The sequence below is a fragment of the Burkholderia sp. MSMB1826 genome, from assembly GCF_001526325.1.
In the GTDB taxonomy this organism is placed as follows: Bacteria; Pseudomonadota; Gammaproteobacteria; order Burkholderiales; family Burkholderiaceae; genus Burkholderia.
In genome coordinates, this window is record NZ_LOYN01000022.1 from 330,156 (window position 1) to 352,567 (window position 22,412).

At 68.5% G+C, this 22,412-nt stretch carries 17 protein-coding genes, 1 tRNA gene, 1 pseudogene and 1 riboswitch; of the genes and pseudogenes, 13 read left to right on the forward strand and 6 right to left on the reverse strand.

Annotated elements, in window-relative coordinates; genetic code table 11:
- Window positions 1-44: 44 nt before the first annotated feature.
- On the reverse strand, window positions 45-1,340 hold the full coding sequence (locus WS95_RS13770) for an MFS transporter (protein WP_034206702.1): 1,296 nt from the start codon (window positions 1,338-1,340) through the stop codon (window positions 45-47).
- 280 nt (window positions 1,341-1,620) lie between these two features.
- Here WS95_RS13770 and WS95_RS13775 point away from each other — a divergent pair, with 280 nt between their 5' ends.
- Complete coding sequence (locus WS95_RS13775; protein WP_059824259.1) at window positions 1,621-2,637, forward strand: hypothetical protein; 1,017 nt, start codon at window positions 1,621-1,623, stop codon at window positions 2,635-2,637.
- Between the two features lie 78 nt (window positions 2,638-2,715).
- On the opposite strand, the gene WS95_RS13780 is transcribed toward WS95_RS13775, so the two are convergent.
- Entirely contained in the window at window positions 2,716-3,414 is a 699-nt protein-coding gene (locus WS95_RS13780; protein WP_034206700.1) for a DUF2968 domain-containing protein, read from the reverse strand.
- Between the two features lie 115 nt (window positions 3,415-3,529).
- A complete protein-coding gene (locus WS95_RS13785) occupies window positions 3,530-4,759 on the reverse strand; it encodes a gamma-glutamyl-gamma-aminobutyrate hydrolase family protein (protein ID WP_059824261.1) in 1,230 nt (409 codons plus the stop codon).
- Window positions 4,760-5,030: 271 nt separating this feature from the next.
- Between WS95_RS13785 and WS95_RS13790 the strand changes: the two genes are divergently transcribed.
- From WS95_RS13790 to WS95_RS13825, 8 genes are all read left to right on the forward strand, one after another.
- A complete protein-coding gene (locus tag WS95_RS13790) occupies window positions 5,031-5,711 on the forward strand; it encodes a GntR family transcriptional regulator (RefSeq protein ID WP_059779662.1) in 681 nt (226 codons plus the stop codon).
- A 6-nt stretch (window positions 5,712-5,717) separates the two neighbouring features.
- Complete coding sequence (locus WS95_RS13795) at window positions 5,718-7,094, forward strand: amidase (protein WP_059824262.1); 1,377 nt, start codon at window positions 5,718-5,720, stop codon at window positions 7,092-7,094.
- Window positions 7,095-7,252: 158 nt separating this feature from the next.
- On the forward strand, window positions 7,253-7,765 hold the full coding sequence (locus WS95_RS13800; protein WP_034206696.1) for a disulfide bond formation protein B: 513 nt from the start codon (window positions 7,253-7,255) through the stop codon (window positions 7,763-7,765).
- A gap of 625 nt (window positions 7,766-8,390) precedes the next feature.
- Window positions 8,391-9,395, forward strand: coding sequence for a xanthine dehydrogenase accessory protein XdhC (gene xdhC, locus WS95_RS13805; RefSeq protein ID WP_034206695.1), 1,005 nt, complete (start codon window positions 8,391-8,393; stop codon window positions 9,393-9,395).
- 18 nt (window positions 9,396-9,413) lie between these two features.
- Window positions 9,414-10,439, forward strand: a complete 1,026-nt coding sequence (locus tag WS95_RS13810; protein WP_034206694.1) for an adenosine deaminase — start codon at window positions 9,414-9,416, stop codon at window positions 10,437-10,439.
- Window positions 10,440-10,465: 26 nt separating this feature from the next.
- Window positions 10,466-10,813, forward strand: coding sequence for a hypothetical protein (locus WS95_RS13815; RefSeq protein ID WP_059824264.1), 348 nt, complete (start codon window positions 10,466-10,468; stop codon window positions 10,811-10,813).
- Window positions 10,810-12,129: a guanine deaminase gene (guaD, locus tag WS95_RS13820; protein ID WP_059824265.1), complete on the forward strand. Its 1,320-nt coding sequence runs from the start codon at window positions 10,810-10,812 to the stop codon at window positions 12,127-12,129. Before WS95_RS13815 ends, guaD begins: the two co-directional genes overlap by 4 nt.
- Before the next feature lie 113 nt (window positions 12,130-12,242).
- A riboswitch (yybP-ykoY riboswitch) is annotated at window positions 12,243-12,364 on the forward strand.
- 94 nt (window positions 12,365-12,458) lie between these two features.
- Window positions 12,459-13,031 (forward strand): TMEM165/GDT1 family protein, encoded by a 573-nt coding sequence (locus tag WS95_RS13825; protein ID WP_034206691.1) that lies wholly within the window; start codon window positions 12,459-12,461, stop codon window positions 13,029-13,031.
- A gap of 54 nt (window positions 13,032-13,085) precedes the next feature.
- Here WS95_RS13825 and WS95_RS13830 read toward each other — a convergent pair whose 3' ends face one another.
- Window positions 13,086-13,793, reverse strand: coding sequence for a DUF4136 domain-containing protein (locus WS95_RS13830; RefSeq protein ID WP_059779650.1), 708 nt, complete (start codon window positions 13,791-13,793; stop codon window positions 13,086-13,088).
- A 185-nt stretch (window positions 13,794-13,978) separates the two neighbouring features.
- Here WS95_RS13830 and pepN point away from each other — a divergent pair, with 185 nt between their 5' ends.
- The 4 genes from pepN (at window position 13,979) to WS95_RS13850 (ending at window position 19,359) form a co-directional block, all read left to right on the forward strand.
- Entirely contained in the window at window positions 13,979-16,672 is a 2,694-nt protein-coding gene (gene pepN, locus WS95_RS13835; protein WP_059824267.1) for an aminopeptidase N, read from the forward strand.
- Between the two features lie 283 nt (window positions 16,673-16,955).
- Window positions 16,956-17,969 (forward strand): class 1 fructose-bisphosphatase, encoded by a 1,014-nt coding sequence (locus WS95_RS13840; RefSeq protein WP_006485729.1) that lies wholly within the window; start codon window positions 16,956-16,958, stop codon window positions 17,967-17,969.
- Window positions 17,970-18,175: 206 nt separating this feature from the next.
- Window positions 18,176-18,251, forward strand: a tRNA-Thr gene (locus tag WS95_RS13845).
- Window positions 18,252-19,104: 853 nt separating this feature from the next.
- A complete protein-coding gene (locus tag WS95_RS13850) occupies window positions 19,105-19,359 on the forward strand; it encodes a GlsB/YeaQ/YmgE family stress response membrane protein (RefSeq protein ID WP_006476609.1) in 255 nt (84 codons plus the stop codon).
- A 189-nt stretch (window positions 19,360-19,548) separates the two neighbouring features.
- Here the strand turns inward: WS95_RS13850 and WS95_RS35750 are convergent.
- Window positions 19,549-19,943, reverse strand: a pseudogene (locus WS95_RS35750) (exo-alpha-sialidase); the annotation flags it as partial.
- Entirely contained in the window at window positions 19,931-22,294 is a 2,364-nt protein-coding gene (locus WS95_RS13860; RefSeq protein WP_059824269.1) for a TonB-dependent receptor, read from the reverse strand. The pseudogene WS95_RS35750 and the gene WS95_RS13860, both read right to left, overlap by 13 nt.
- Window positions 22,295-22,412: the final 118 nt, after the last annotated feature.

Genomic DNA, 22,412 nt, shown 5'->3' on the forward strand with positions numbered 1-22,412 from the left:
GCGATGCGATGCGCGGCCGACGCCACGCGATGGACCGGCCGCCGTCAGGCCGACTTGTACTGGTTGCGCGCATCGGCGGTGCGATAGAGCACGAGCGTCGCGATCAAGCCGCAGATCGCGGCCACGCTCAACCACAGCCCCGGCGCCGCTTTGTTGCCCGTCTGGTGGATCAGCAGCGTCGAGATCGCCGGCGTGAAGCCGCCGATCGTCGTTGCCAGGCTGTACGCGAGCGAGAAGCCGGCCGTACGCACGTCGGCCGGCATTACTTCGGTCAGCGCGACGACCATCGCCCCGTTGTACGACGCGTACAGGAACGACAGCCACAGCTCGACCGCGAGCAGCCGCAGGAACGACGGATCGCCGACGAGCCACAGCACGGCCGGGTAAGCCGACAGCAGCGTCAGCACGGTGAACGCGATCAGCACGGGGCGGCGGCCGATGCGGTCGGACAGCGCCCCGGACAGCGGCAGCCACACGAGGTTCGAGATCCCGACGCAGACGGTCACGACGAGCGCGTCGAGCGACGACAGGTGCAGCACTTCCTTGCCGAAGGTCGGCGTGTAGGCGGTAATCATGTAGAACGACACCGTCGTCATGATCACCATCCCCATGCCGGCCACCACGACACCCCAGTTGTCGAGCATCGAGCGCATGATCTCGCCCATCGTCGGGCGGTGACGCTTTGCAAGAAATTCGTCGGTCTCCTTCAGCGAACGGCGGATCAGGAACAGGAACGGCACGATCAGGCAGCCGATGAGGAACGGAATGCGCCAGCCCCACGCGGTCATTTCCTCGACCGGCAGCGCGCGGTTCAGCACGACGCCGACGAACGCGGCGAACACGACGGCCACCTGCTGGCTCCCCGACTGCCACGACGTGTAGAACCCCTTGTGGCCCTTCGTCGCGATCTCCGACAGGTAGACCGACACGCCGCCGAGTTCGACGCCCGCCGAGAAACCTTGCAACAACCGGCCGAACAGCACGAGCACCGGCGCCAGCACGCCGATCGTCGCGTATCCCGGTATCGCGGCCACCGTGAGCGTGCCGATCGCCATCAGCCCGAGCGTCAGGATCAGCCCCTTGCGGCGGCCGTGATGGTCGATATACGCGCCGAGCACGATCGCACCGACCGGCCGCATCAGGAAGCCCGCGCCGAATACCGACAGCGACAGCATCAGCGACGCGAAGGCGTTGCCGCTCGGAAAGTACGTTTTCGCGATGGCCGATGCGTAATACCCGTAGACCATGAAGTCGTACATTTCCAGGAAGTTGCCGCTGACGACCCGGAAGACGGTGCGGACTTTGGATTCCTGCGCGATGGCAGGGGATGCAGTGGACATGTTTTCTCGCTCAGCTCGGACGGCGCATACCGCACCGCATGAATCCGACGATGCACGACGCGCCGGGCCGAGCCGGCGCGCACGGGCATCGCTGCCCGCCGGCGGCGCGGCGCGTAACGGCGCGCCGCCGGCATGATTCGCGAATCATGCCACGCCAAGCCGACATTTGCCTTGTGGTGCCCTGTCATGACCGTCGCGGTATCCATCTCGTACACGTCGCCCCCAAACGGGCACGAGAATCAGATCGATCCGATCGATCTGCATTCGCCTGCCGACCACAATGTCAGGATTTGCGACGACATTTCCGCGCCGCGCTGGCACGCTCGCCCGTGTCGCACGGCGTGCTCCCGTCATGACCCCATCGCCTCTCGTCCCGGTCGAAGGCGCGCTCGCCCGCCCGCGCGCCACCCCGCTCGATCACGCCCCGCCGTTCGGCCGCGAATGGCGATTCTCCGGCGCGCCCGGCACACGGCCCGGCAGCACCTGCCTCGCGACACTGACGACGTCCTGCATCGATGTCGACCGGCCACACCGCGCGTGCCAATGGCAACCGCTGCCCGCGGTGGTGTCGCTGCCGGCTCCGGTCGGGGAGAACGTCACGCCGGCCGCGGCAACCGCTCGCCGCATGCGCCCCCCTCACGACCGGCGCGCGATGTACGCCGTCTGCTGGAGCATCGGCGCACTCGGCGTCATCGCTTGGCTGATCGGTGCGTACGACCCGCCTGCGAGGGTCGGTCCTGCGTACGCGACGCAAGCAGCCGGCAGTCCGGCCGATCTCGTCGCGACATCGGCCGGCACGATTCACGCCGCTGCGGCGCAACCGGGTACGTCGACGCATGTGCTGCCGCAGCGCAACGTGGCAACGCCTGTCGCGAACATGATCGGATCGCCGCCAGCCACGCATCGCATCGCACTTCGCCCGGCGCCGCTTCATCCGCAAGCGACGGCCGATGCGCAGCACGTCCGCCCTGCCTCGCCACGTCGGGCAACTCGCCAACACGCAACGGAAGCCCCGCCCCGCACACCGGTCGTGCCGCGGCTCGCCGCACATCCGTCGATCCAGCGCAGCGCGACCCACACCGGCACACGCGATCGGCTCGCTCCGTCGCCGCGCCTGGCGGACACCCTCGACACCCGCGACTCGCTCGACGATCCGGCCACGTTGATTGCCATGGCGAACGCGCTGCGCGCCACGCAGCCCGCGCGCCCGGCGCCGCCGCCCGCGGCCGGTTTCGACTGGATGGCGCAACTGTCGCACCGTCGCGTGACCGACGCGCCGGACGTGTTCGCGCACTGACGCCCACACAATAAAAAACCCGGCGAAGCGATCTTCGCCGGGTTTTTGCTCGTCTCGCTCCGTCCGTTCGACGAATCGTTACTTGTGCGCGGGCAACCCCGTCTCGGTCTGCTTCTCGAGTTGCCGCACCTGCTCCTGCAAATCGCGCAACTGCAGCTGCGCAGCCCGCTTCTCGACCTGCAGCGCCTGTGCCTGCTCCTGCGCCGACTTCTGCCGCTGCGCGACTTCGGCCTGCTGGCTGCGCGCGACGCTCAAGTCGGCCTGCAACTGTTGCGCACGATTCGCCTGCAGCGCGATCACGCGTTCGAGAAAGGCCTTCTGCGCCTGCAGCTCGGTCCGGCGGATCTCGATATCGGCGAGCTGCACCGTCTGCTGGACGAAGTTCGCGTACACCATCTCCGCGCGATTCTTTTCCTGCGAACGGATCACGCGCCACAGGTTCTTGTCCTGGAACAGCGCGACGTAGTACGTCATCTCGCGCGGATCGAACATCAGGCTCGCGCCGTAGCTGCCGTTGTACGTCGTGCGCATCTCGACGATCCGGCCGTCGTGCAGCATCTGCGTCAGTTCGGCGACGTTGCCTTGCGCAGCGGCGTCCGTCGCGGCCGCGGCCGATGCCGACGGCTGCGCGCCGCCGCTCAGGCTCGTGACCGCCGGACGCGTACCGGCGACGGGTGCGGTCGCATCGGCGGACCAGGCCGTGCCCGCTTGTGCGCAGGCAATCAGCGCAACGATCCACGTCGCGCATCGTGCTGGGGAGAAGTTTCGGAAAGCCAACGTCGGACTCCGGCGAACGAATCGGAACTCGCGATTATCGTTCAAAACCAAACGGCCGCATCTCGAATTTATCGGAATGCGGCCGGCCGTCGTGCAACGCGAAAAATACTGCGTACTACAGACGCGTTTCGCGCGCCGCGCGCAGGAACGCATCGAGCAGCGGCGTGCAGTCGAGCAGTTCCGAGCCGCCCGCGCGATGGAACTCCGGATGCCACTGCACGCCGACGACGAACGGCGAACGCCGATGGCGAATGCCTTCGATGATCCCGTCGCCGGCCGACACGGCCTCGATGTTCAGGTCGCGGCCGAGATCGCGGATCGCCTGGTGGTGTATCGAGTTGACGATCGCTTCGCTGCGCCCCGGGAACATGCTCGCGAGCGTCGACGAGTCGGGGAAGCGGATCGCGTGACGATGCTGGTCGTAATGCTCGCTCACGTGCGCGTTCGCGGTCGGCACGTCGGTGGCGATGTCCTGGTACAGCGAGCCGCCGAACGCGACGTTGATCAACTGGCAGCCGCGACACACGCCGAGCACGGGTTTGCCGGATTCGACGAATTCGTGCAGCAGTTCGAGCTCGTACATGTCGCGCACGCGATCGCCCGGCCATTCGGGGCGCGCATCCGACGCCGCGTAGGTCTGCGGCGACACGTCGGCGCCGCCTTGCAGCAGCAGGCCGTCGAGATGCTTCGCGTAATCGCGCAAGCGGATGTTGCTCGGATGGATCATGCCTTGATGGCCGACGGTCGGAATCATGAACACGAGCACGTCGCGCGACATCACCCAGTGGGCGATCGATTCCTCGAGATACTGCAGCGTCTTGCCGCGCAACCCCTTCGCGCCGGGCTCCGGATGGAAGATCCGCGCCGACACGCCGATGCGCAGCGTGCGCTGCGTGATGCGCTGACCGGCGCGGTCGAACAGCCGTCGCGCGCGGGCCGCGACGATCCGGCCGAACACCGACCACGGCGTGTCGCTCTGCTTCAGGTAGGCCGGCGGCGCATTCTGCGCGTTCGCGGGCGGCGGCCGAGGCGTGTCGAAATCGGGCGGCGCGCCGAATCCGGGCGGCGGCGAGCCGGGCCTCGGCGGCGCGCCGAATCCGGGCGGCGGCGAGCCGGGCCTCGGCGGCGCGGCCGTGGCGGCGCCATCACCGGGTGCGCCCGCCGCGCCGGGCGCACCCGGCTCGGAGGCGGCCGTGACGGGCGACGCGCCGTCGTCGGCGACGTTCTCAGCGGCGGCCTGCGTGGCCGGCGCAGCGGGCGTTTTCACCGGATCGGGACGGGGGGAATCGGAAGAAGCGGAAGAGGTGCCGGGCAGACCGGCCGGAGAAGGCGTGTTTTCGCTCATGACGATGGTCTGATGCGTCGCTCGCGCGTAGGGATAGACGAGGATTCATTATGCTTCAGTGCACGATCGCGCGGCAAACCTGCAACATCCTGTCGATATTGTTGCAAGTCGTCGGCAAGCCGCGCGGCAGAACGGCTCGGTCACGCGCCCGCCTCGTATCGACCATGCTGGACATCACTGATATATCACAATAATATCCAGAGATCGTCCATGCTTCCCGAGCCATCCGCGCCATGATCGCGCCCCTTCCGGCCCTGGCGCCGCACCCCGTATGAGCACCCTCACCGACGTCGCCCGCGACCGCGCCGCCGCGTCGCCGGCCAGCCTCGCCGAGCGCGCGTACGCGCTGATTCAGCGGGACATCATCACGATGCGCCTGAAGCCGGGCGCCGCGCTCAACGAAGCCGATCTCGTCGCCCGCACGGGGATCGGCCGCACACCGGTGCACCAGGCCGTGCATCGGCTCGTACTCGAAGGGTTGCTGTCCGTGATGCCGCGCAAGGGCTTGATGGTGCAGCCGCTGTCGCTCGACGACATCGTCGCGGTGATCGACGTGCGGCGCATCAACGAAGCGCACTGCGCCGAACTCGCCGCGCGCCATGCGACGCCCGACGATCTCGCGCGCCTGGCCGCGTTGCTCGACGACGGGCAGGCCTGCGTCGACACCCACGACGTCGAGGGCATGATGGCGCTTGATCGCGCGTTTCATCAGACGATCGCCACGGCCGCGCGCAACGCGGTGCTCGCCGACATCCTGCGCGCGCTGCACGATCGTTCGCTGCGCTTCTGGTTCGTCACGCTGTCCGAACCGCACCATCTCGCCGACGTCCAGCACGAGCACCGCGCGCTGTTCGATCGGCTGTCCGCACGCGACGGCGCCGGCGCACGCGCGGCCGTCGAAAGCCATATCGATTCGTTTCGCTCCACGCTTCTTCAACATCTTCGCCCCTGAGCCGCCATGACCACTTTCACGCCCTTCCCCCCGCTCGCCCAGCTCGCCGCCGACCTCGCCGCCGGCCGGACCACGAGCCGCGCGCTCGTCGACACCGCGCTCGACCGGATCGCCGATCCGTCGGGCCAGGGCGCCGTCGTCTTCACCGAAGTCGACGCGGACAACGCCCGCGCGGCCGCCGACGCACACGACCGGCTGCGCGCCGCGGGCACCGTGCTGTCGCCGCTCGCGGGCATTCCCGTGTCGGTCAAGGATCTGTTCGACGTCGCGGGCCAGGTCACGCGCGCGGGTTCGCGCGTACTCGACGGCGCGCCGGCCGCGCGCACCGACGCGGTCGCCGTCGCGCGGCTCAAGCGTGCGGGCGCGGTGCTGGTCGGCCGCACCAACATGAGCGAGTTCGCGTTCTCGGGGCTCGGGCTGAATCCGCACTTCGGCACCCCGCGCTCGCCGTACCGCCGCGACGTGCCGGGCGATGCACGGATTTCGGGCGGCTCGTCGTCCGGTGCGGCCGCATCGGTCGCCGACGGGATGGCTGCGGTCGCGCTCGGCACCGACACCGGCGGCTCGATCCGCATTCCGGCCGCGCTGTGCGGGCTGACGGGCTTCAAGCCGACCGCGAGCCGGATCCCGACGCAAGGCGGCGTGCCGCTGTCGACGACGCTCGACTCGTTCGGCCCGATCGGCCTGACGGTCGCGTGCTGCGCACTCGTCGACCGGATGCTCGCGGGGCTCGAGCCGCACGTGCCGGCGGCCCGGCCGCTCGAGGGCGTGCGGCTCGGCGTGCTGACGAACTACGTGACGGACGGCGTCGATGCCGACGTCGCGGCCGCGCTCGACACCGCGCTCAAGCATCTCGAAGCCGCCGGCGCGATCGTCACCGAAGTGCGCTTCCCCGCGCTCGACCGGCTGCCGGAGATCAACCGTTTCGGCTTCTCACCGATCGAGGCGTACGCATGGCATCGCCCGCTGCTCGCCACCCATCGCGACCGGTACGACCCGCGCGTGCTGACGCGAATCCTGAAGGGCGAGCCCGCGACGGCCGCCGACTATCTGGACCTGCTCGCCGCACGCGCCGCGATGCTCGACGAAGCCGCGCACACGGTCTGGTCGCGCTTCGATGCGCTCGTCGCGCCGACGGTGCCGATCGTGCCGCCGCGCATCGCCGAACTCGAAACGGACGACGACGCGTTCACCCGCACCAACGCGCTGATCCTGCGCAACCCCAGCGCATTCAACTTCCTCGATGCGTGCGGCCTGTCGCTGCCGTGCCATCCGCGCGACGCCGCGCCGGTCGGCCTGATGCTCGCGGCGGCGCCGCATCGCGACGACGCGCTGCTCGCGATCGGCCAGTCGGTCGAGGCCGTGCTGAACACGATCCGCTGAGCGCGCCGACCGACGACCAGCCGATGGCGAGCCGATCGCCGGCGGCCCGCGCGCGGTGCGGCAGGGTGCCGCGCGCGCGCCGTCAGTTTCGTGCCAGACCGTTCGCGCTAAAATCGCGCGATTGTTTTCCGGACCGACCGACGAGGAACCCCGCCGACATGAACGACTACACGCTTGCACTACGCCGCGAACGCCGCCTGCTGATGCTGCTCGGATGGGTGTGCATCGCCCTGTTGGCCGGCGCGCTGTACCTGCAGTACGTGAAGAACGAAGACCCGTGCCCACTGTGCATCATCCAGCGCTACTTCTTCTGCGCGATCGGGATCTTCGCGTTCCTGGCCGCGGGGATCCGCAACTGGCGCGGCGTCTGGGTGCTCGAACTGCTGATCGCGATCGCCGCGGCCGGCGGCGTCGCCACGGCCGCGCGGCACCTGTCGATCCAGATGAATCCGGGCTTCAGCTGCGGCTTCGACACGCTGCAGCCGATCGTCGACAGCCTGCCGCCCGCGCAGTGGTTCCCCGGCATGTTCAAGGTCGCAGGGCTGTGCGAGACCGTCTACCCGCCGATCTTCGGCATCCTGCTGCCCGGCTGGGCGCTGATCGGCTTCGCCGCGATCCTGATCGCGGTCGTCGCGAGCCTCTGGCGCCATCGCCGCAAGCTCGCGAGCTGACCGGCCGGCCGTTTTGCCGGCCCATGGCCGGCGCGACCCGGCCGAATGGGCCGCGCGGCGTCGACGAGCCGCCACCCGGTCGCGGCGAGCGCCTGCGCCGGCCCTGCCCGGTCGTCGCGCGTAAACACCTACCCCGCCGCCGCCCGGATCGCCGGGCCGGCGTGCGTCGCGCGATCGCCCGGCTCCCGCCCGCCGCGCGGGCGTTTCCGCCCGATGCGCATGCGTCGGCGCCCCGATCCCGCGCAGCGCGCCTATGATCGACATGATCGCCGCCTGATAGCCCGGATCACCGCCCGCCCATGTTCCCGGCGCGTGGCGGTGCTATCTTCGGGACTGGATGGCGATCTACGTGCGCGAGGCCAGGCGGTCTCACCGCTGCCTGCGTAACGCGCGCCCGATCCGCAATGTCGACTGGATTCATCATGACAACGCAAACCATCCGCATCCGTCACCCTCATGGCGTCCGCGCGACCGGCGGCGCCGTTCGCGCACGCCGTCGGTCCCCGGCCGCCGCGCCGCAGCGGCCGTGCAGCCGGCCCGCCCCGCTCCCGTCCGTCCTCGTTGCCGCCGCGCCCGCCAGCCGGCGCCGCGTGTCGTGCCGCGTCGTCCCGAACGGAGCGTGCTGATGGAAGCCTGGCTCGGCGATCTGCAGCAACTGCTCGCGCACGGCGAAGCGGCCGTGCTCGTGACGGTCGCGCACACCGACGGCTCCGCGCCGCGCGAGGCCGGCACCAAGATGCTCGTCACGCGCGACACGGCACGCCATACGATCGGCGGCGGTCATCTGGAATGGAAGGCGATCGAGATCGCGCGGCACCTGCTGAAGGACGGCGCGCACGTGCCGCACGCCCGCCGGCTCGAGCGGCTCGCGCTCGGCCCGAGCCTCGGCCAGTGCTGCGGCGGCGCCGTGGTGCTCGCGTTCGAGCGGCTCGACGTCGGCGATCTCGGCTGGATCATGTCGCTCGCGAAGCGTGTCGCGGCCGGCGCCGCGACCGTCCGTAGCGTATCATTCGGCCCCTCGCCGGGCGCACCGCTGTTGAGCGAGCCCGAATCGGAAGCCGCGCGCGCCGACTGCCTGCTGTGGGAAACCGGCGGCGTATCGCTGATGACCGAAACGATCGCCCCGTACGCGTTCCCCGTCATGCTGTTCGGCGCGGGGCACATCGGCAGCGCGCTCGTGAAGGTGCTGGCGACGCTGCCGTGCCACGTGCGCTGGATCGACCGGCCCGATGCGGCATTCCCGCCGGCCGACGCGCTCGCCGGCATCGGCAACCTCGCGATCGATGCGGCCGCTTCCCCGGCGGACGCGGTCGACGCAGCGCCGCCGCAGTCCTACTTCGTCGTGATGACGCACGACCACGCACTCGATTTTGCGCTGGCCGAGCGCATCCTGCGACGCGGCGACTATGCATACTTCGGGATGACCGGCTCGCACACGAAACGCGTGCAGTTCGATCATCGCCTCGCCGCGATCGGCATCGACCCCGCCCAGCTCGCGCGGATGCACTGCCCGATCGGCGTCGAAGGCATCGTCGACAAGGCGCCCGAAGTGATCGCGATCTCGGTGGCCGCGCAGTTGCTGCAGGCCGTCGAGGCGAATGCGTCCGCGCAGGCTTCCCCATCCTACTGACCGACCAAGAACGACGCCATGACCCCGACATTCAAGGACAAGATTGCCCGCGCACCGAAAGCGGAGCTGCACATCCATATCGAAGGCTCGCTCGAGCCCGAGCTGATCTTCGCGCTCGCGCAGCGCAACGGCGTGAAGCTCGCCTACGATTCGATCGATGCGCTGCGCGCCGCGTACGCGTTCACCGACCTGCAATCGTTCCTCGACATCTACTACGCCGGCGCGAGCGTGCTGCTCACCGAGCAGGATTTCTACGACATGACGGCCGCGTACTGCGAACGCGCGCTCGCCGACAACGTCGTCCACACCGAACTGTTCTTCGACCCGCAGACGCACACCGAGCGCGGCGTGCCGATCGAGACGGTCGTCGCGGGCATCGAGCGCGCACTCGCCGATGCCGAACGACGCGGGCTGTCGAGCAAACTGATCCTGTGCTTCCTGCGCCACCTGTCCGAAGAAGATGCGCTCGCGACGTTCGAATCCGCATTGCCGCTGTTCGAACGCTATCGTCATCGCCTGATCGGCGTGGGCCTCGATTCGTCGGAGCTCGGCCATCCGCCGACGAAGTTCGCACGCGTGTTCGAGAAGGCGCGTGCGCTCGGGCTGAAGCTGGTCGCGCACGCCGGCGAGGAAGGTCCGCCCGCGTATATCTACGAAGCGCTCGACGTGCTGAAGGTCGACCGGATCGACCACGGCGTGCGCAGCATCGAGGATGCGGCGCTCGTCGAACGGCTCGCGAAGACGCGCACGGCGCTCACCGTCTGCCCGCTGTCGAACCTGAAGCTGTGCGTGTTCGACGACATGGCGAAGCACACGCTGAAGGCCTTGCTCGACCGTGGCGTGGCGGTGACGATCAATTCCGACGATCCGGCCTATTTCGGCGGCTACGTCAATGAAAACTACTTCGCGACGGCCGAAGGGCTGCAACTCACGGATGCCGAAGTCCATGCGGTGATCCGCAACGGCTTCGAGGCGTCGTTCATCGAGCCGGCGCAGCGCGACGCACTGTACGCGCGCCTCGACGCTTACTGGAACGCCGCGTGACGACCCGCATCGAGGAACGCTGACGGATGACACACGACAACGGCATCGGCTTCGCGATCACCGGTTCGGCCTGGCGCCGCGCCGACCGGCTGCGTGCATGCGGGGCGACGGCGCGGTGCGTCGTCGCCCGCACGCACCGGCCGTCGCGGCTTGCCGTGCCGTTCGCCGTCGTACCGGTTGCGGGCGCACCGGTTGCGAGGTGCGCGGGCAACCACTCGCTGGCGGCTTCGGCCGCCACGTCCGCCCACGCCGTCGCCGCCGGCCGTGCCGCACGTCGCGCGCCGCCGCCGCTCGCGAAGCACCGTCCCGCCGCCATGCGGCGTCGATCGCTTTCTTCCGTTCGCCTTACCTTGATGCAGGACCCTTCGTCATGACGCAAACCGCTTTCCGTTCCCAACTGCTGACCTTCAACGGCGACCCGGCGCAATCGAGCCAGGCCGCGAATTACGAGACCGACGGGCTCCTGATCGTCGACGCCGGCAAGGTCGTCGCGGCCGGCCCGTATGCACGGCTCGCCGCGACGCTCGCGCGCGACGCGGTGGTCCACGACCTGCGCGACAAGCTGATCGTGCCCGGCTTCATCGACACGCACATCCACTATCCGCAGACGGACATGATCGCGTCGCCGGCCCCGGGCCTGTTGCCGTGGCTCGACAAGTACACGTTCCCGACCGAGCGCCGCTTCGGCGACCCCGAACATGCACGCGAAGTCGCCGACTTTTTCGTCGACGAACTGCTCGCGTGCGGCACGACGAGCGCGCTCGTCTACTGCACGGTGCACAAGCAGTCGGCCGATGCGCTGTTCGCGGCGAGCGACGCACGCAACCTGCGAATGATCGCGGGCAAGGTGCTGATGGACCGCAACTGCCCCGAATTCCTGCGCGACACCGCGCAATCGGGCTATGACGACAGCGCCGAGCTGATCGGCCGCTGGCACGGCAAGGGTCGCCAGATGTACGCGCTCACGCCGCGCTTCGCGCCGACGTCGACCGAGGCGCAGCTCGAGGCGTGCGGCGAACTCGCGCGCCGCCATCCGGACGTGTTCGTGCAAAGCCACGTCGCGGAAAACGTCGACGAGGTGAAATGGGCGGCCGAGCTGTTCCCCGGCCACCGCAGCTATCTCGACATCTACGACCGCTACGGGCTGCTGCGTCCGCGCGCGGTGTACGGCCACTGCATCCACCTCGACGACGAGGATCGCCGCCGGATGGCCGAGACGCGCACCGTCGTCGCGCACTGTCCGACGTCGAACTTCTTCCTCGGCAGCGGGCTGTTCGATTTCGACAAGGCCGGCGAATACGACGTGCCGGTCACGCTCGCGACCGACGTCGGCGGCGGCACGTCGTTCTCGATGCTGCAGACGATGAACGAGGCGCACAAGGTCGCGCGGCTGTCGGGCCATCACCTGAGCGCCACGCGGATGTTCTGGCTCGCGACGGCCGGCGCCGCGCAGGCGCTCGACCTCGCGGACACGGTCGGCACGCTCGAGCCGAGCACCGAAGCCGACTTCGTCGTGCTCGACCCGCAGGCGACGCCGCTGCTCGCGCGCCGCACGAAGCGCGCGGAGTCGCTCGAGGAACTGCTGTTCGCGTTCGCGCTGCTCGGCGACGACCGCGCGGTATACCGCACTTATGCGGCCGGCGAACTCGTGCACGAGCGCGGTGCCGCTCGTCGCCCCGCCGCCGCGTAACGCCCGGCGGGCACGCCGTGCCGGCAGCGCGGCCGCTTCGCCGCCGTGCATGCCGGCAATCGAATGCACGGCGGCCGGCCCGCTTTCCCGTGTGCAATGCGCCGTGCTAGAATTCGCCGCTCATTGGGGAGTAGCCGCTCCGCTCGATGTCCCGCGCCACCGGCGCGCATCGTGACGGAGGCGTCCGTCAACAGACTTGGCCGTTCGGCCATGGCGGGCGCAGCCACGTTGGCCTGGCGAGACCGATGGTTCACAGTGCGCCGCATCAGGGCCCGGCGCGCGGTGGATCGTCGCTCGCACGCACAACAACGGCCCGTGGAACCCCATTCGTGTCTCAAGCCTTCCTGATCTCCACCGGCGCCGTCGCCCTCGCTGAAATCGGCGACAAGACCCAACTGCTTTCCCTCGTTCTGGCCGCGCGCTATCGCAAGCCGATACCGATCATTCTCGGCGTGCTCGTCGCGACGCTCGTGAATCACGGGTTCGCCGGCGCGCTCGGCGAATGGCTGGGTGTACTCGTCACGCCGTCGATCATGCGTTGGGCGCTCGCGTTCTCGTTCATCGCGATGGGGCTGTGGATTCTCGTGCCGGACAAGCTCGACGAGAACGAAGCCAATGCGACCCGCTCGCGGCTCGGCGTGTTCGGCGCGACGCTCGTCGCGTTCTTCCTCGCGGAAATGGGCGACAAGACGCAGATCGCGACCGTTGCGCTGGCCGCGCGCTTCCAGGATTACATCGGCGTCGTGGCCGGCACGACGTTCGGGATGATGCTCGCGAACGTGCCGGCGATCCTGCTCGGCGACCGCTTCGCGCACCGTCTGCCGACGAAGCTCGTGCACGGCATCGCGGCCGTGCTGTTCGTCGTGCTCGGCGCGCTGGCGCTGCTGGGTATCGGGATCTGACGGAAAGGCAGGTAGCCGGCGCGGCCGGGCGGCCGCGCCACGATGGATGCGGGGTTACTTCGCGACGGTCGCGCCCGCCGGCGGCGCGGTCGGTACCGCGCGCTCGTTGGCGGCCGGTGCCGCCGGCCCGCCGCGCTTGTCGACCGGCAGCCGGACCGAGCGAACCGCCCCGTTCGACAACGGGAAATCGGCGAGCGCGCTGCGCGCGAGGAACGGCATCGCGTACAGCAGCGTGCCGTTGTCGCCGGTCGTGCGTGCGGACACGTTGTAGACCTCCTTGCCCGTCGCGCGCTCGGTGATGCGGATGCCGAGCACGTAGTCGAACACCTGGTACGTCTGCGCGACGTAACCGGCCGGCATCGGCCCCCAGGGACCCCACGGGCCCCAGGGATTCCACGGTCCGCGCCGCCAGTACGGCCCGGGCGCGAACCACGGATCGTAGTAGACCGGCTGCGGCACCGTCACGAGATCGCTGCCGACCGCATAGGTCAGCCCGACGAGATAGCGCGCCTGCGACTGCGGCACCTGCCGGAACGCATACGCGGACAGCTCGTTCGCGACGATCGGCTCGTAGGTCGACTGCTCGATGCTGTTCTTCTGCGCGTCCGTGCGCGTGAACGCATAGGTGCGCGTCGCGTCGCTGCCGCTCCAATCGGAGAAGGCCGTGACCTGGGTGGTCACGTAGCTGGTGCAGCCGGTCAGCAGTGCGACGCACAGCGCCGCCGCCCAGCCCGCACTGCGGAAAATCCATTCGCGTTTCATGATGATCCTCGTCGATCCGTCACCCGTTCGTCGCACCGCGCGAAGCGTACGGGATGCCGATAATACGCGGACTCCCGGGATCGGTAAAAAGTTCGCCCGACACGCAGCCGCCAGCCTTTGTACAATGGCCCGGTTCGCCTGGCCCGCGCGACGGGCCGCCCCCCACTCCACCGATCTCGACGACCATGTCCGACAACGCCTCCTCCACCGTGATCCGCCGCGCCGACTACACGCCGCCGGCCTTCCTCATCGATTCCGTTGCTCTCGAATTCGACCTCGCGCCGGCCCGCACGGTCGTCAGGAATACGATGCGCGTACGCCGCAATCCGGATGCCGCGCCCGCGCCCCACCTGGAACTGATGGGAGAGGCGCTCGAATTCCTCGGCGCGCGGCTGGATGGCGCACCGCACGGCGCGGTGCGCGCGCACGAACACGGCCTGACCGTCGAGAACGTGCCCGACGCTTTCGAGCTGACGCTCGAAAGCGCGTGCGCCCCCGATCAGAATACGACGCTGTCGGGCCTTTACGTGTCGAGCGGCAACTTCTTCACGCAGTGCGAAGCCGAAGGCTTTCGCCGCATCACCTACTTCCTCGACCGCCCCGACGTGATGGCGTCGTACACCGTCACGCTGCGTGCCGACAAGGCCGCGTACCCGGTGCTGCTGTCGAACGGTAACCTCGTCGATTCGGGCGACCTGCCCGACGGCCGCCACTTCGCGAAATGGGAAGACCCGTTCCGCAAGCCGAGCTACCTGTTCGCGCTGGTCGCGGGCAAGCTCGTCGCGATCGAGGAAACGATCACGACCGGCTCCGGCAAGGAAAAGCTGCTGCAGGTATGGGTCGAACCGGCCGATCTCGACAAGACGCGTCACGCGATGGACTCGCTGATCCACTCGATCCGCTGGGACGAAAAGCGCTTCGGCCTCGAGCTCGATCTCGACCGCTTCATGATCGTCGCGGTCGGCGATTTCAACATGGGCGCGATGGAAAACAAGGGGCTCAACATCTTCAACACGAAGTACGTGCTGGCGAACCCCGAGACCGCGACCGACACCGATTTTGCGAACATCGAGTCGGTGGTCGGCCACGAGTATTTCCACAACTGGACCGGCAACCGCGTGACCTGCCGCGACTGGTTCCAGTTGAGCCTGAAGGAAGGCCTGACGGTGTTCCGCGACCAGGAGTTCTCGGCCGACATGGCCGCGGGCGACGACGTCGAATCGGCGGCCCGCGCGGTGAAGCGCATCGAGGACGTGCGCGTGCTGCGCCAGTTGCAGTTCGCCGAGGATGCCGGCCCGATGGCGCACCCGGTGCGCCCGGAGAGCTACGTCGAGATCAACAACTTCTACACGATGACGGTCTACGAGAAAGGCTCGGAAGTCGTGCGGATGTACCAGACGCTGTTCGGCCGCGACGGCTTCCGCAAGGGGATGGATCTCTACTTCAAGCGCCACGACGGCCACGCGGTGACCTGCGACGACTTCCGCCTCGCGATGGCCGACGCGAACGGGCGCGACCTCGCGCAATTCGAGCGCTGGTACAGCCAGGCCGGCACGCCGCGCGTGTCGGTGCGCACCGCGTACGACGCGGCCGCGCGCCGCTATACGATCACCCTCGCGCAAGGCTACGGCGACGCGTCGCCGGCCGCGCGCGAAACGCAGCAGGGGCCGCTGCTGATCCCGTTCGCCGTCGGGCTGATCGGCCGCGACGGCCGCGACCTGCCGCTGCGTCTGGACGGCGAAGCCGCCGCATCGGGCACGACGCGCGTGCTCGAGTTCACCGATACCGAGCAGACCTTCACCTTCGTCGACGTGCCGGAAGCGCCGCTGCCGTCGCTGCTGCGCAACTTCTCGTCACCGGTGATCGTCGAGTACGACTACAGCGACGACGATCTCGCGTTCCTGCTCGCGCACGACAGCGATCCGTTCAACCGCTGGGAGGCCGGCCAGCGCCTCGCGACGCGCGCGCTGCTGACGCTCGCCGCGCGTGCCGCCGCCGATGCGCCGCTCGCGCTCAGCGAGAACTTCGTCGCCGCGTTCCGCCGCGTGCTGGCCGATGAAAGCCTGTCGCCGGCGTTCCGCGAACTCGCGCTGACGCTGCCGTCGGAGACCTATCTCGCCGACCAGATGGCCGAGGCCGACCCGGCCGCCGTGCATCGCGCGCGCCAGTTCGTGCGCCGCCAGCTCGCGAGCGCGCTGCGCGCCGACTGGCTCGCCGCGTACGAACGGCACCAGACGCCTGGCGCCTACGAGCCGACGCCGGAAGCCTCGGGCCGCCGCGCACTGAAGAACCTCGCGCTCGCGTATCTCGCCGAACTCGACGATCCGGCCGATGCCGTGCGCCTCGCCACGGCCCAGTACGACGCGGCGAACAACATGACCGATCGCGCGGCTGCGCTCGGCGCGCTGCTGTCCGCAGCCGCCGCGGGCGCGAACGGGCCGGCCGAGCACGCGCTCGACGACTTCTATCGTCGCTTCGAGAAGGAAGCGCTCGTGATCGACAAGTGGTTCGCGATGCAGGCGGCGCAACGCGGCACGCCCGCGCAGCCGACGCTCGCGAAGGTGCGCAAGCTGCTCGCGCACCCCGCGTTCAACCTGAAGAATCCGAACCGCGCGCGTTCGCTGATCTTCAGCTTCTGCGCGGCCAACCCCGCGCAATTCCACGCGGCGGACGGTTCGGGCTACGCGTTCTGGGCCGAACAGGTGCTCGCGCTCGATGCGATCAACCCGCAGGTCGCGGCGCGCCTCGCGCGCTCGCTCGAACTGTGGCGCCGCTTCACGCCGACGCTGCGCGACCGGATGCGCGAAGCGCTCGAACAGGTCGCCGCCGGCGCGAAATCGCGTGACGTGCGCGAGATCGTCGAGAAAGCGCTCGCATAAGTCGCGCGATCGCCCTGTCGCGTCCGAGCGATCGAGCCGGCGCCCGCTGACGCGGCGCCGGCTTTTTTATTGCGCGGGCCCCGTCCTGAAATCACCCGCACGCGCGGGGTCGGACCGCGCGGCGCACCTGCGTCGCGATGCGCGCCCCGCCCGTCACCGCCGCCCGACTCCGCCCCGACCCGGCGGCCGGCCATGTAACCGGACGAAAAAAGCCGGCGGCACCGGAGGCGCGACGGGTAAAATTGCGGCCATTCAAGGATTCTTTGGCCTTTCGGAGTCTGTCATGTCCATTGCCCGCCGCACCACGCTGTCGAAGTTCCTGATCGAACAGCAACGTGAGACCAACAACCTCCCCGCCGACCTGCGCCTGCTGATCGAAGTCGTCGCCCGCGCGTGCAAGGCGATCAGCTACAACGTGTCGAAGGGCGCGCTCGGCGAGGCGCTCGGCACCGCCGGCAGCGAGAACGTCCAGGGCGAAGTGCAGAAGAAGCTCGACATCCTGTCGAACGAAATCCTGCTCGACGCGAACGAATGGGGCGGCAACCTCGCCGCGATGGCGTCGGAAGAAATGGAAACGTTCTTCCCGATCCCGGCGAACTACCCGCGCGGCGAATACCTGCTCGTGTTCGATCCGCTCGACGGCTCGTCGAACATCGACGTGAACGTGTCGATCGGCACGATCTTCTCGGTGCTGCGCTGCCCGGACGGCAAGCAGGCGACCGAAGAATCGTTCCTGCAGCCCGGCACGCAGCAGGTCGCGGCCGGCTACGCCGTCTACGGCCCGCAGACGGTGTTCGTGCTGACGACCGGCAACGGCGTGAACTGCTTCACGCTCGATCGCGAAGTCGGCTCGTGGGTGCTCACGCAGAGCAACATGCAGATCCCGGCCGACACGCGCGAATACGCGATCAACGCATCGAACGCCCGCCACTGGTACGACCCGGTCAAGCGCTACGTCGACGAACTGAACGCCGGCAAGGACGGCCCGCGCGGCGACAACTTCAACATGCGCTGGATCGCGTCGATGGTGGCCGACGTGCACCGGATCCTGAATCGCGGCGGCATCTTCATGTATCCGGCCGACAAGCGCACGCCCGATCGCCCGGGCAAGCTGCGCCTGATGTACGAAGCGAACCCGATGTCGTTCATCGTCGAACAGGCGGGCGGCGCCGCGACGACCGGCACGCAGCGCATCATGGAAGTGCAACCGACCGGCCTGCACCAGCGCGTGCCCGTGTTCCTCGGCTCGAAAAACGAAGTCGAGCGCGTGACCGGCTATCACGACGAAGCAAAATAATTGCACTGCAGCACTGGACGGAGGCGCGAGACATCAGTACAATCGCGCCTTCGCGATGTGGCCCTAACCGGTCGCGTCGCAGTGAAGTGAAAGCGGAAAGTCCGCCGGATCGAGGGTTTCGCGAAGCAGCCGCAGCAAGCTGAAAAAATTTCGCAAAACCTATTGCCAAGATCGCGGATTTCACCATATAATTTCATTTCTCTGCTGCCGGTGTAGCTCAGTTGGTAGAGCAGCGCATTCGTAATGCGAAGGTCGTAGGTTCGACTCCTATCTCCGGCACCAAGACATAAAGGTCTGACAAGCATCGCTTGTCAGACCTTTTCTCTTTTCCGGCGCCGAAATCCCGAAGTCGTTCGACGACGCACCGCCCGATCGCCGATCGCGCCGCACGCGATCGCATGCGCGTTCGGCAACCGCCGCGCACGTTGCTTGACTCGTCGCCAATCGTCGCACCAGCCGTTCTCCGCGCAACCTCGCCGCCACATCGGCACGACGTTTCCACGCACGCGACGGCTACCCGCGATCGCATCGCACGCGGTGCGCAGCGCACGGCCTGCATGGCGACGATGGCCAGATCGACGACCTCCACGGCGCACGCACCGGCACCGTCCATCCCGGGCTCGGCCGCTGGCACGACGCACGCACCGACGACATGGCCGCCACGGTCGATCTCCCGCTCCATCGCATACCGTGACCGAAGCCTGTCCTTCAGGATACCGAACGATGACGGACATCGGATACGACCGCCCTACACCGATCCGCGCCACACGACGCCCTGGATCGGCGATGCGACGCACCGTGCTGCCTCACCCGTTTTGCACTGCTTTCGATCGAGGCGATCGACGACGCGCGACCGTCACGCACTGATCGCCGACGCAGCCGATAGACACCAGCGGCGGCCAATTCTTACAAATTCATTTCGCCAAACCTGGGGCGCGCACGGATCGTGCCGTGCGCAGACAAATCCCCCTGGCAAATCTGCTTAAGGGTGCATAACATTACTTAACGATCCTGACCCGTCTATCGCGTTACATTGCGTGGGCGGCGCGGCGGTCGCAGTCGCTTTCAATCGGCTTTTCGGCGTGCGGCAGCCGACGCGCGGTCATTTCGACTCAACTCCAAGGAGAGGACCACCATGACTCATGGCTTGATTATGTGGCTCATCATCGGCGCGATCGCCGGCTGGCTTGCCGGTTTGCTCGTGAAGGGCGGCGGCTTCGGGCTGATCGTCGACATCATCGTCGGCATCGTCGGCGCGGTGATCGGCGGCTGGCTTGCCGGACTGCTCGGCATCAGCATCGGCAGCGGCTTCATCGGCTCGGTGATCGTCGCGGTCATCGGCGCGGTGATCCTGCTGTTCGTGATCCGGCTATTCAGGCGAGCGGCCTGACGTTTCTCTCCACGCGCCTTCGGGCGCGTTTTCGCATCGGGCCGGCGCGCGGCCGGTTCGCCGCGCGCCGCCGGCTTGGTCGGCGCTTCGCGTACGGCAACCAGCCGTCGAGCACGTCAGCCATCAGCCATCCGCTGCGCGCTTCGCGCGCACGCCTTCGCGCCCGATCCATACGGTGCGTGACATCTCCCCTCTCCATCCCGCATCGAACGGCATCGACCACGACACGCATACCGCGCGCCCGGCCGGGCTCGTCGCGAGCCTCGGGCGATTGTCGACGCGCGTGCAGATCCGCTCCGGCACCGCGTAGACGGTGACGGGCACGGACAGCGTGCGGCCCGCATCGTCGCCAGGGTCGACGACATGCGCGCCGCCGACCCAAGCAACCCACAGCGGGCGCCGCGCGTCGAACGCGGCGCCGGTCGCGAGCGACTGCTTCCGGCGCGGACGCAGCCCGATGCTCATATGCGCGACGAGCGTCTCGGCGGCCTCGGCCCACCGCGCGCATCGTGCGCGCCGGCGGGCGACGACAGGTCCGCGAACCGCGGCGCACGGTCTGCCGCGAACGATTTCACAGCGACCATTTCAGTTCTCCATAGAAAGTGCGGCCCGGATACGGGTGGAACGTGTAGTAGCGGCGGTCCGTCAGGTTGTCGATGCCGGCCGACGCGCTCCAGTGACGATCCAAGCGGTAGCGCGCCTTCAGATCGACGACGGTGAACGAACTCGTACCGCCGTAGACGTCCGGATTCACGTCGCTGTTGTCGAGCGTGTTGAACTGGCGGCCCGAATAGCGCACGCCGACGCTCGCGAGCCAGTGCTCGTCGAAGCGATACGACGCGAGCAGATTCGCGCGCATGCGCGGAATGCGCGGGAAACGCGAACCGACGTAGGCCGGGTTCGCGGCATCGGCGAGAATTTGCGCGTTGCTCGCCGACACGTTCGCATCGACGTTGAATCCGCGCAGCCCGACGTTCTCGCCGCTGAACGCGAGTTCGACACCGCGTACGCGCACGCGGTCGACGTTGGAGATGTTCGTGACGGTCGTGGCGCCCGACACCGTCGTCTGGCTGTAGATCGAATCGCGCAGGTCGCTCTGGAACACGCTGGCGCGCACGACGCCGACGCCCACGTCGCGCTCGGCGGTGAAATCCCAGTCGATCGCCTTTTCCGGCCGCAGGTTCGGGTTGTTGTTGACGATCGCGTTGTTCGAAATCGTGCCCTGGAACAGTTCGCCGACCGTCGGGAATCGCGTGCCCGTCGCGAACGACAGCCGGAAGCGCCAGGCCTCGGTCGCGTCCCACTGCAGCGCGACTTTCGGCGACAGCGCATTCGCGCTGCGGTCCGCATAGCCGAGCGTGCCGCTCGCATTGCCGAGCGCGCCGCCGTATGCATCCCAGCGCTCGTAGCGCAGCCCGAGCGTCGCCAGCCAGCCCGGCGCGAAGCGCCACGCGTCCTGCCCGAACAGCGCCTGCGCGCGCGTGTCGCCGCGATAGACGCTCGCGAGCGACGTGGTCGGTCCGGCCAGCCAGTCGGCCGTGTTGTACGTGACGTTGCGCAGGAAGTAGTTGTCGTAGTGATAGCCGAACGTGAACGCATGCCCCTTCACTTCGGGCGCCTCCGCCTTCAGGTCGAGCGTGCGCCAGCCGGTGCCGTCGCCCTGGAATAGCGTACCCGCGCCGCCCTGCACGGTCGACGCCGCGCGCAGTACGTCGCGCGAGACGTCGTACGCGGACACGACGCCCGACAGCCGCCAGCCGGAATCGAGCCGGCCGTTCAGCCCGAGCGCATACAGCCAGTTCTCCTGGTCGCCGCGCTGCGGCGCGAACGCGTTCGGCGCCACGGTCATGTTCCGGCCGCCGATCGACACGTTGCCGCCGTAGACCGGATTGCCGGCCGCATCGCGCAGGAAGGTCTCGCCGTGCTGCCGGTAATGGTTCTCCCAATGCCCGAGCGTCAGCGTCGCATCGACATGATCGGTGAACGCATAGCCCATCCGGACCGTCTCGTTGAGCTGCTCGGTCCGCTCGATCGTCTGTGCGCCGACGATCGCCCGCGGCTTGCCGTTGGGTCCGATGTCGGTCGCGGCGCCCGTCACGGGCACGGCGGCGCCGAGTTTCGGGTTGTAGGCCGAATTGGGGCTCGCATACTGCATCGGCTGGCCGTCGTTCTCCAGCCGGTCGAGCGACAGCGCGAACCAGAACCGGCCGACGCGGTTCGCGATTCGCGCGGTCTGATGATTGCCGCCGAAGCTGTCCGCGAACCCGTAGCCGTCGTGGTAGCGCTGCGTAAAGAACTGCGTCGACAGCGACGCCTCGAGCCGTTCCGGGCGGCGCGTGGTGAGCAGCACGGTCGAGCCGATCGCATTGCCCGGATACAGCGCGGAAAAAGGGCCATAGAGCACGTCGACGCGCGCGATGTCGTCGGGCGGAATCAGCGACCAGCGCGGCGGGTACGCATAGCTCGACCCGAGCAGGTTCGACAGCAGCACGCCGTCGGCATAGACGAGCCCGCGCGCGCTCTGCAATTCGTTGAAGTCGCGGCCTGCGAATACGCTGTTGCGGTCGCCGATGTAGCGCTTGCGGACCATCAGGTTCGGTGCGTACTTCAGCGCGTCCTCGGTGGTGACGTTGGTGTGCGCATCGATCTGCTCGCGCGTGATCGACGTGACGACGGCCGGCGTATCCGGGTCGACCGGTTGGCGTTGCGCGGTCACGCTGACGGCGGTCAGCGTATCGCCGGCCGGCGCGGCCGACGCAGCGACGCCGACGGCACCCGGCGCAGCGGTGGCGAGATGCCCGACGCCACCGCTGCGGGCGGCCTCGGCGCGTCCATCATCCATCGAAGCCGCGTGAGCGGCCGGCCATGCGAAAGCGGCCGCGCATGCGAGCGCGAGCCGGCCGCGCGACGGCCGCGCGGCAAGAGTAGACGACATGAGTGAGTTCCTGAAAACGTGATCGGACGCCGCCGGACACGAGCGCGCGAGCCGCGCACGAACGGCGCGACACGCGGACCAGGGTCGCGGGCGGCTCGCGCGCCACCGGGGCGCGCGG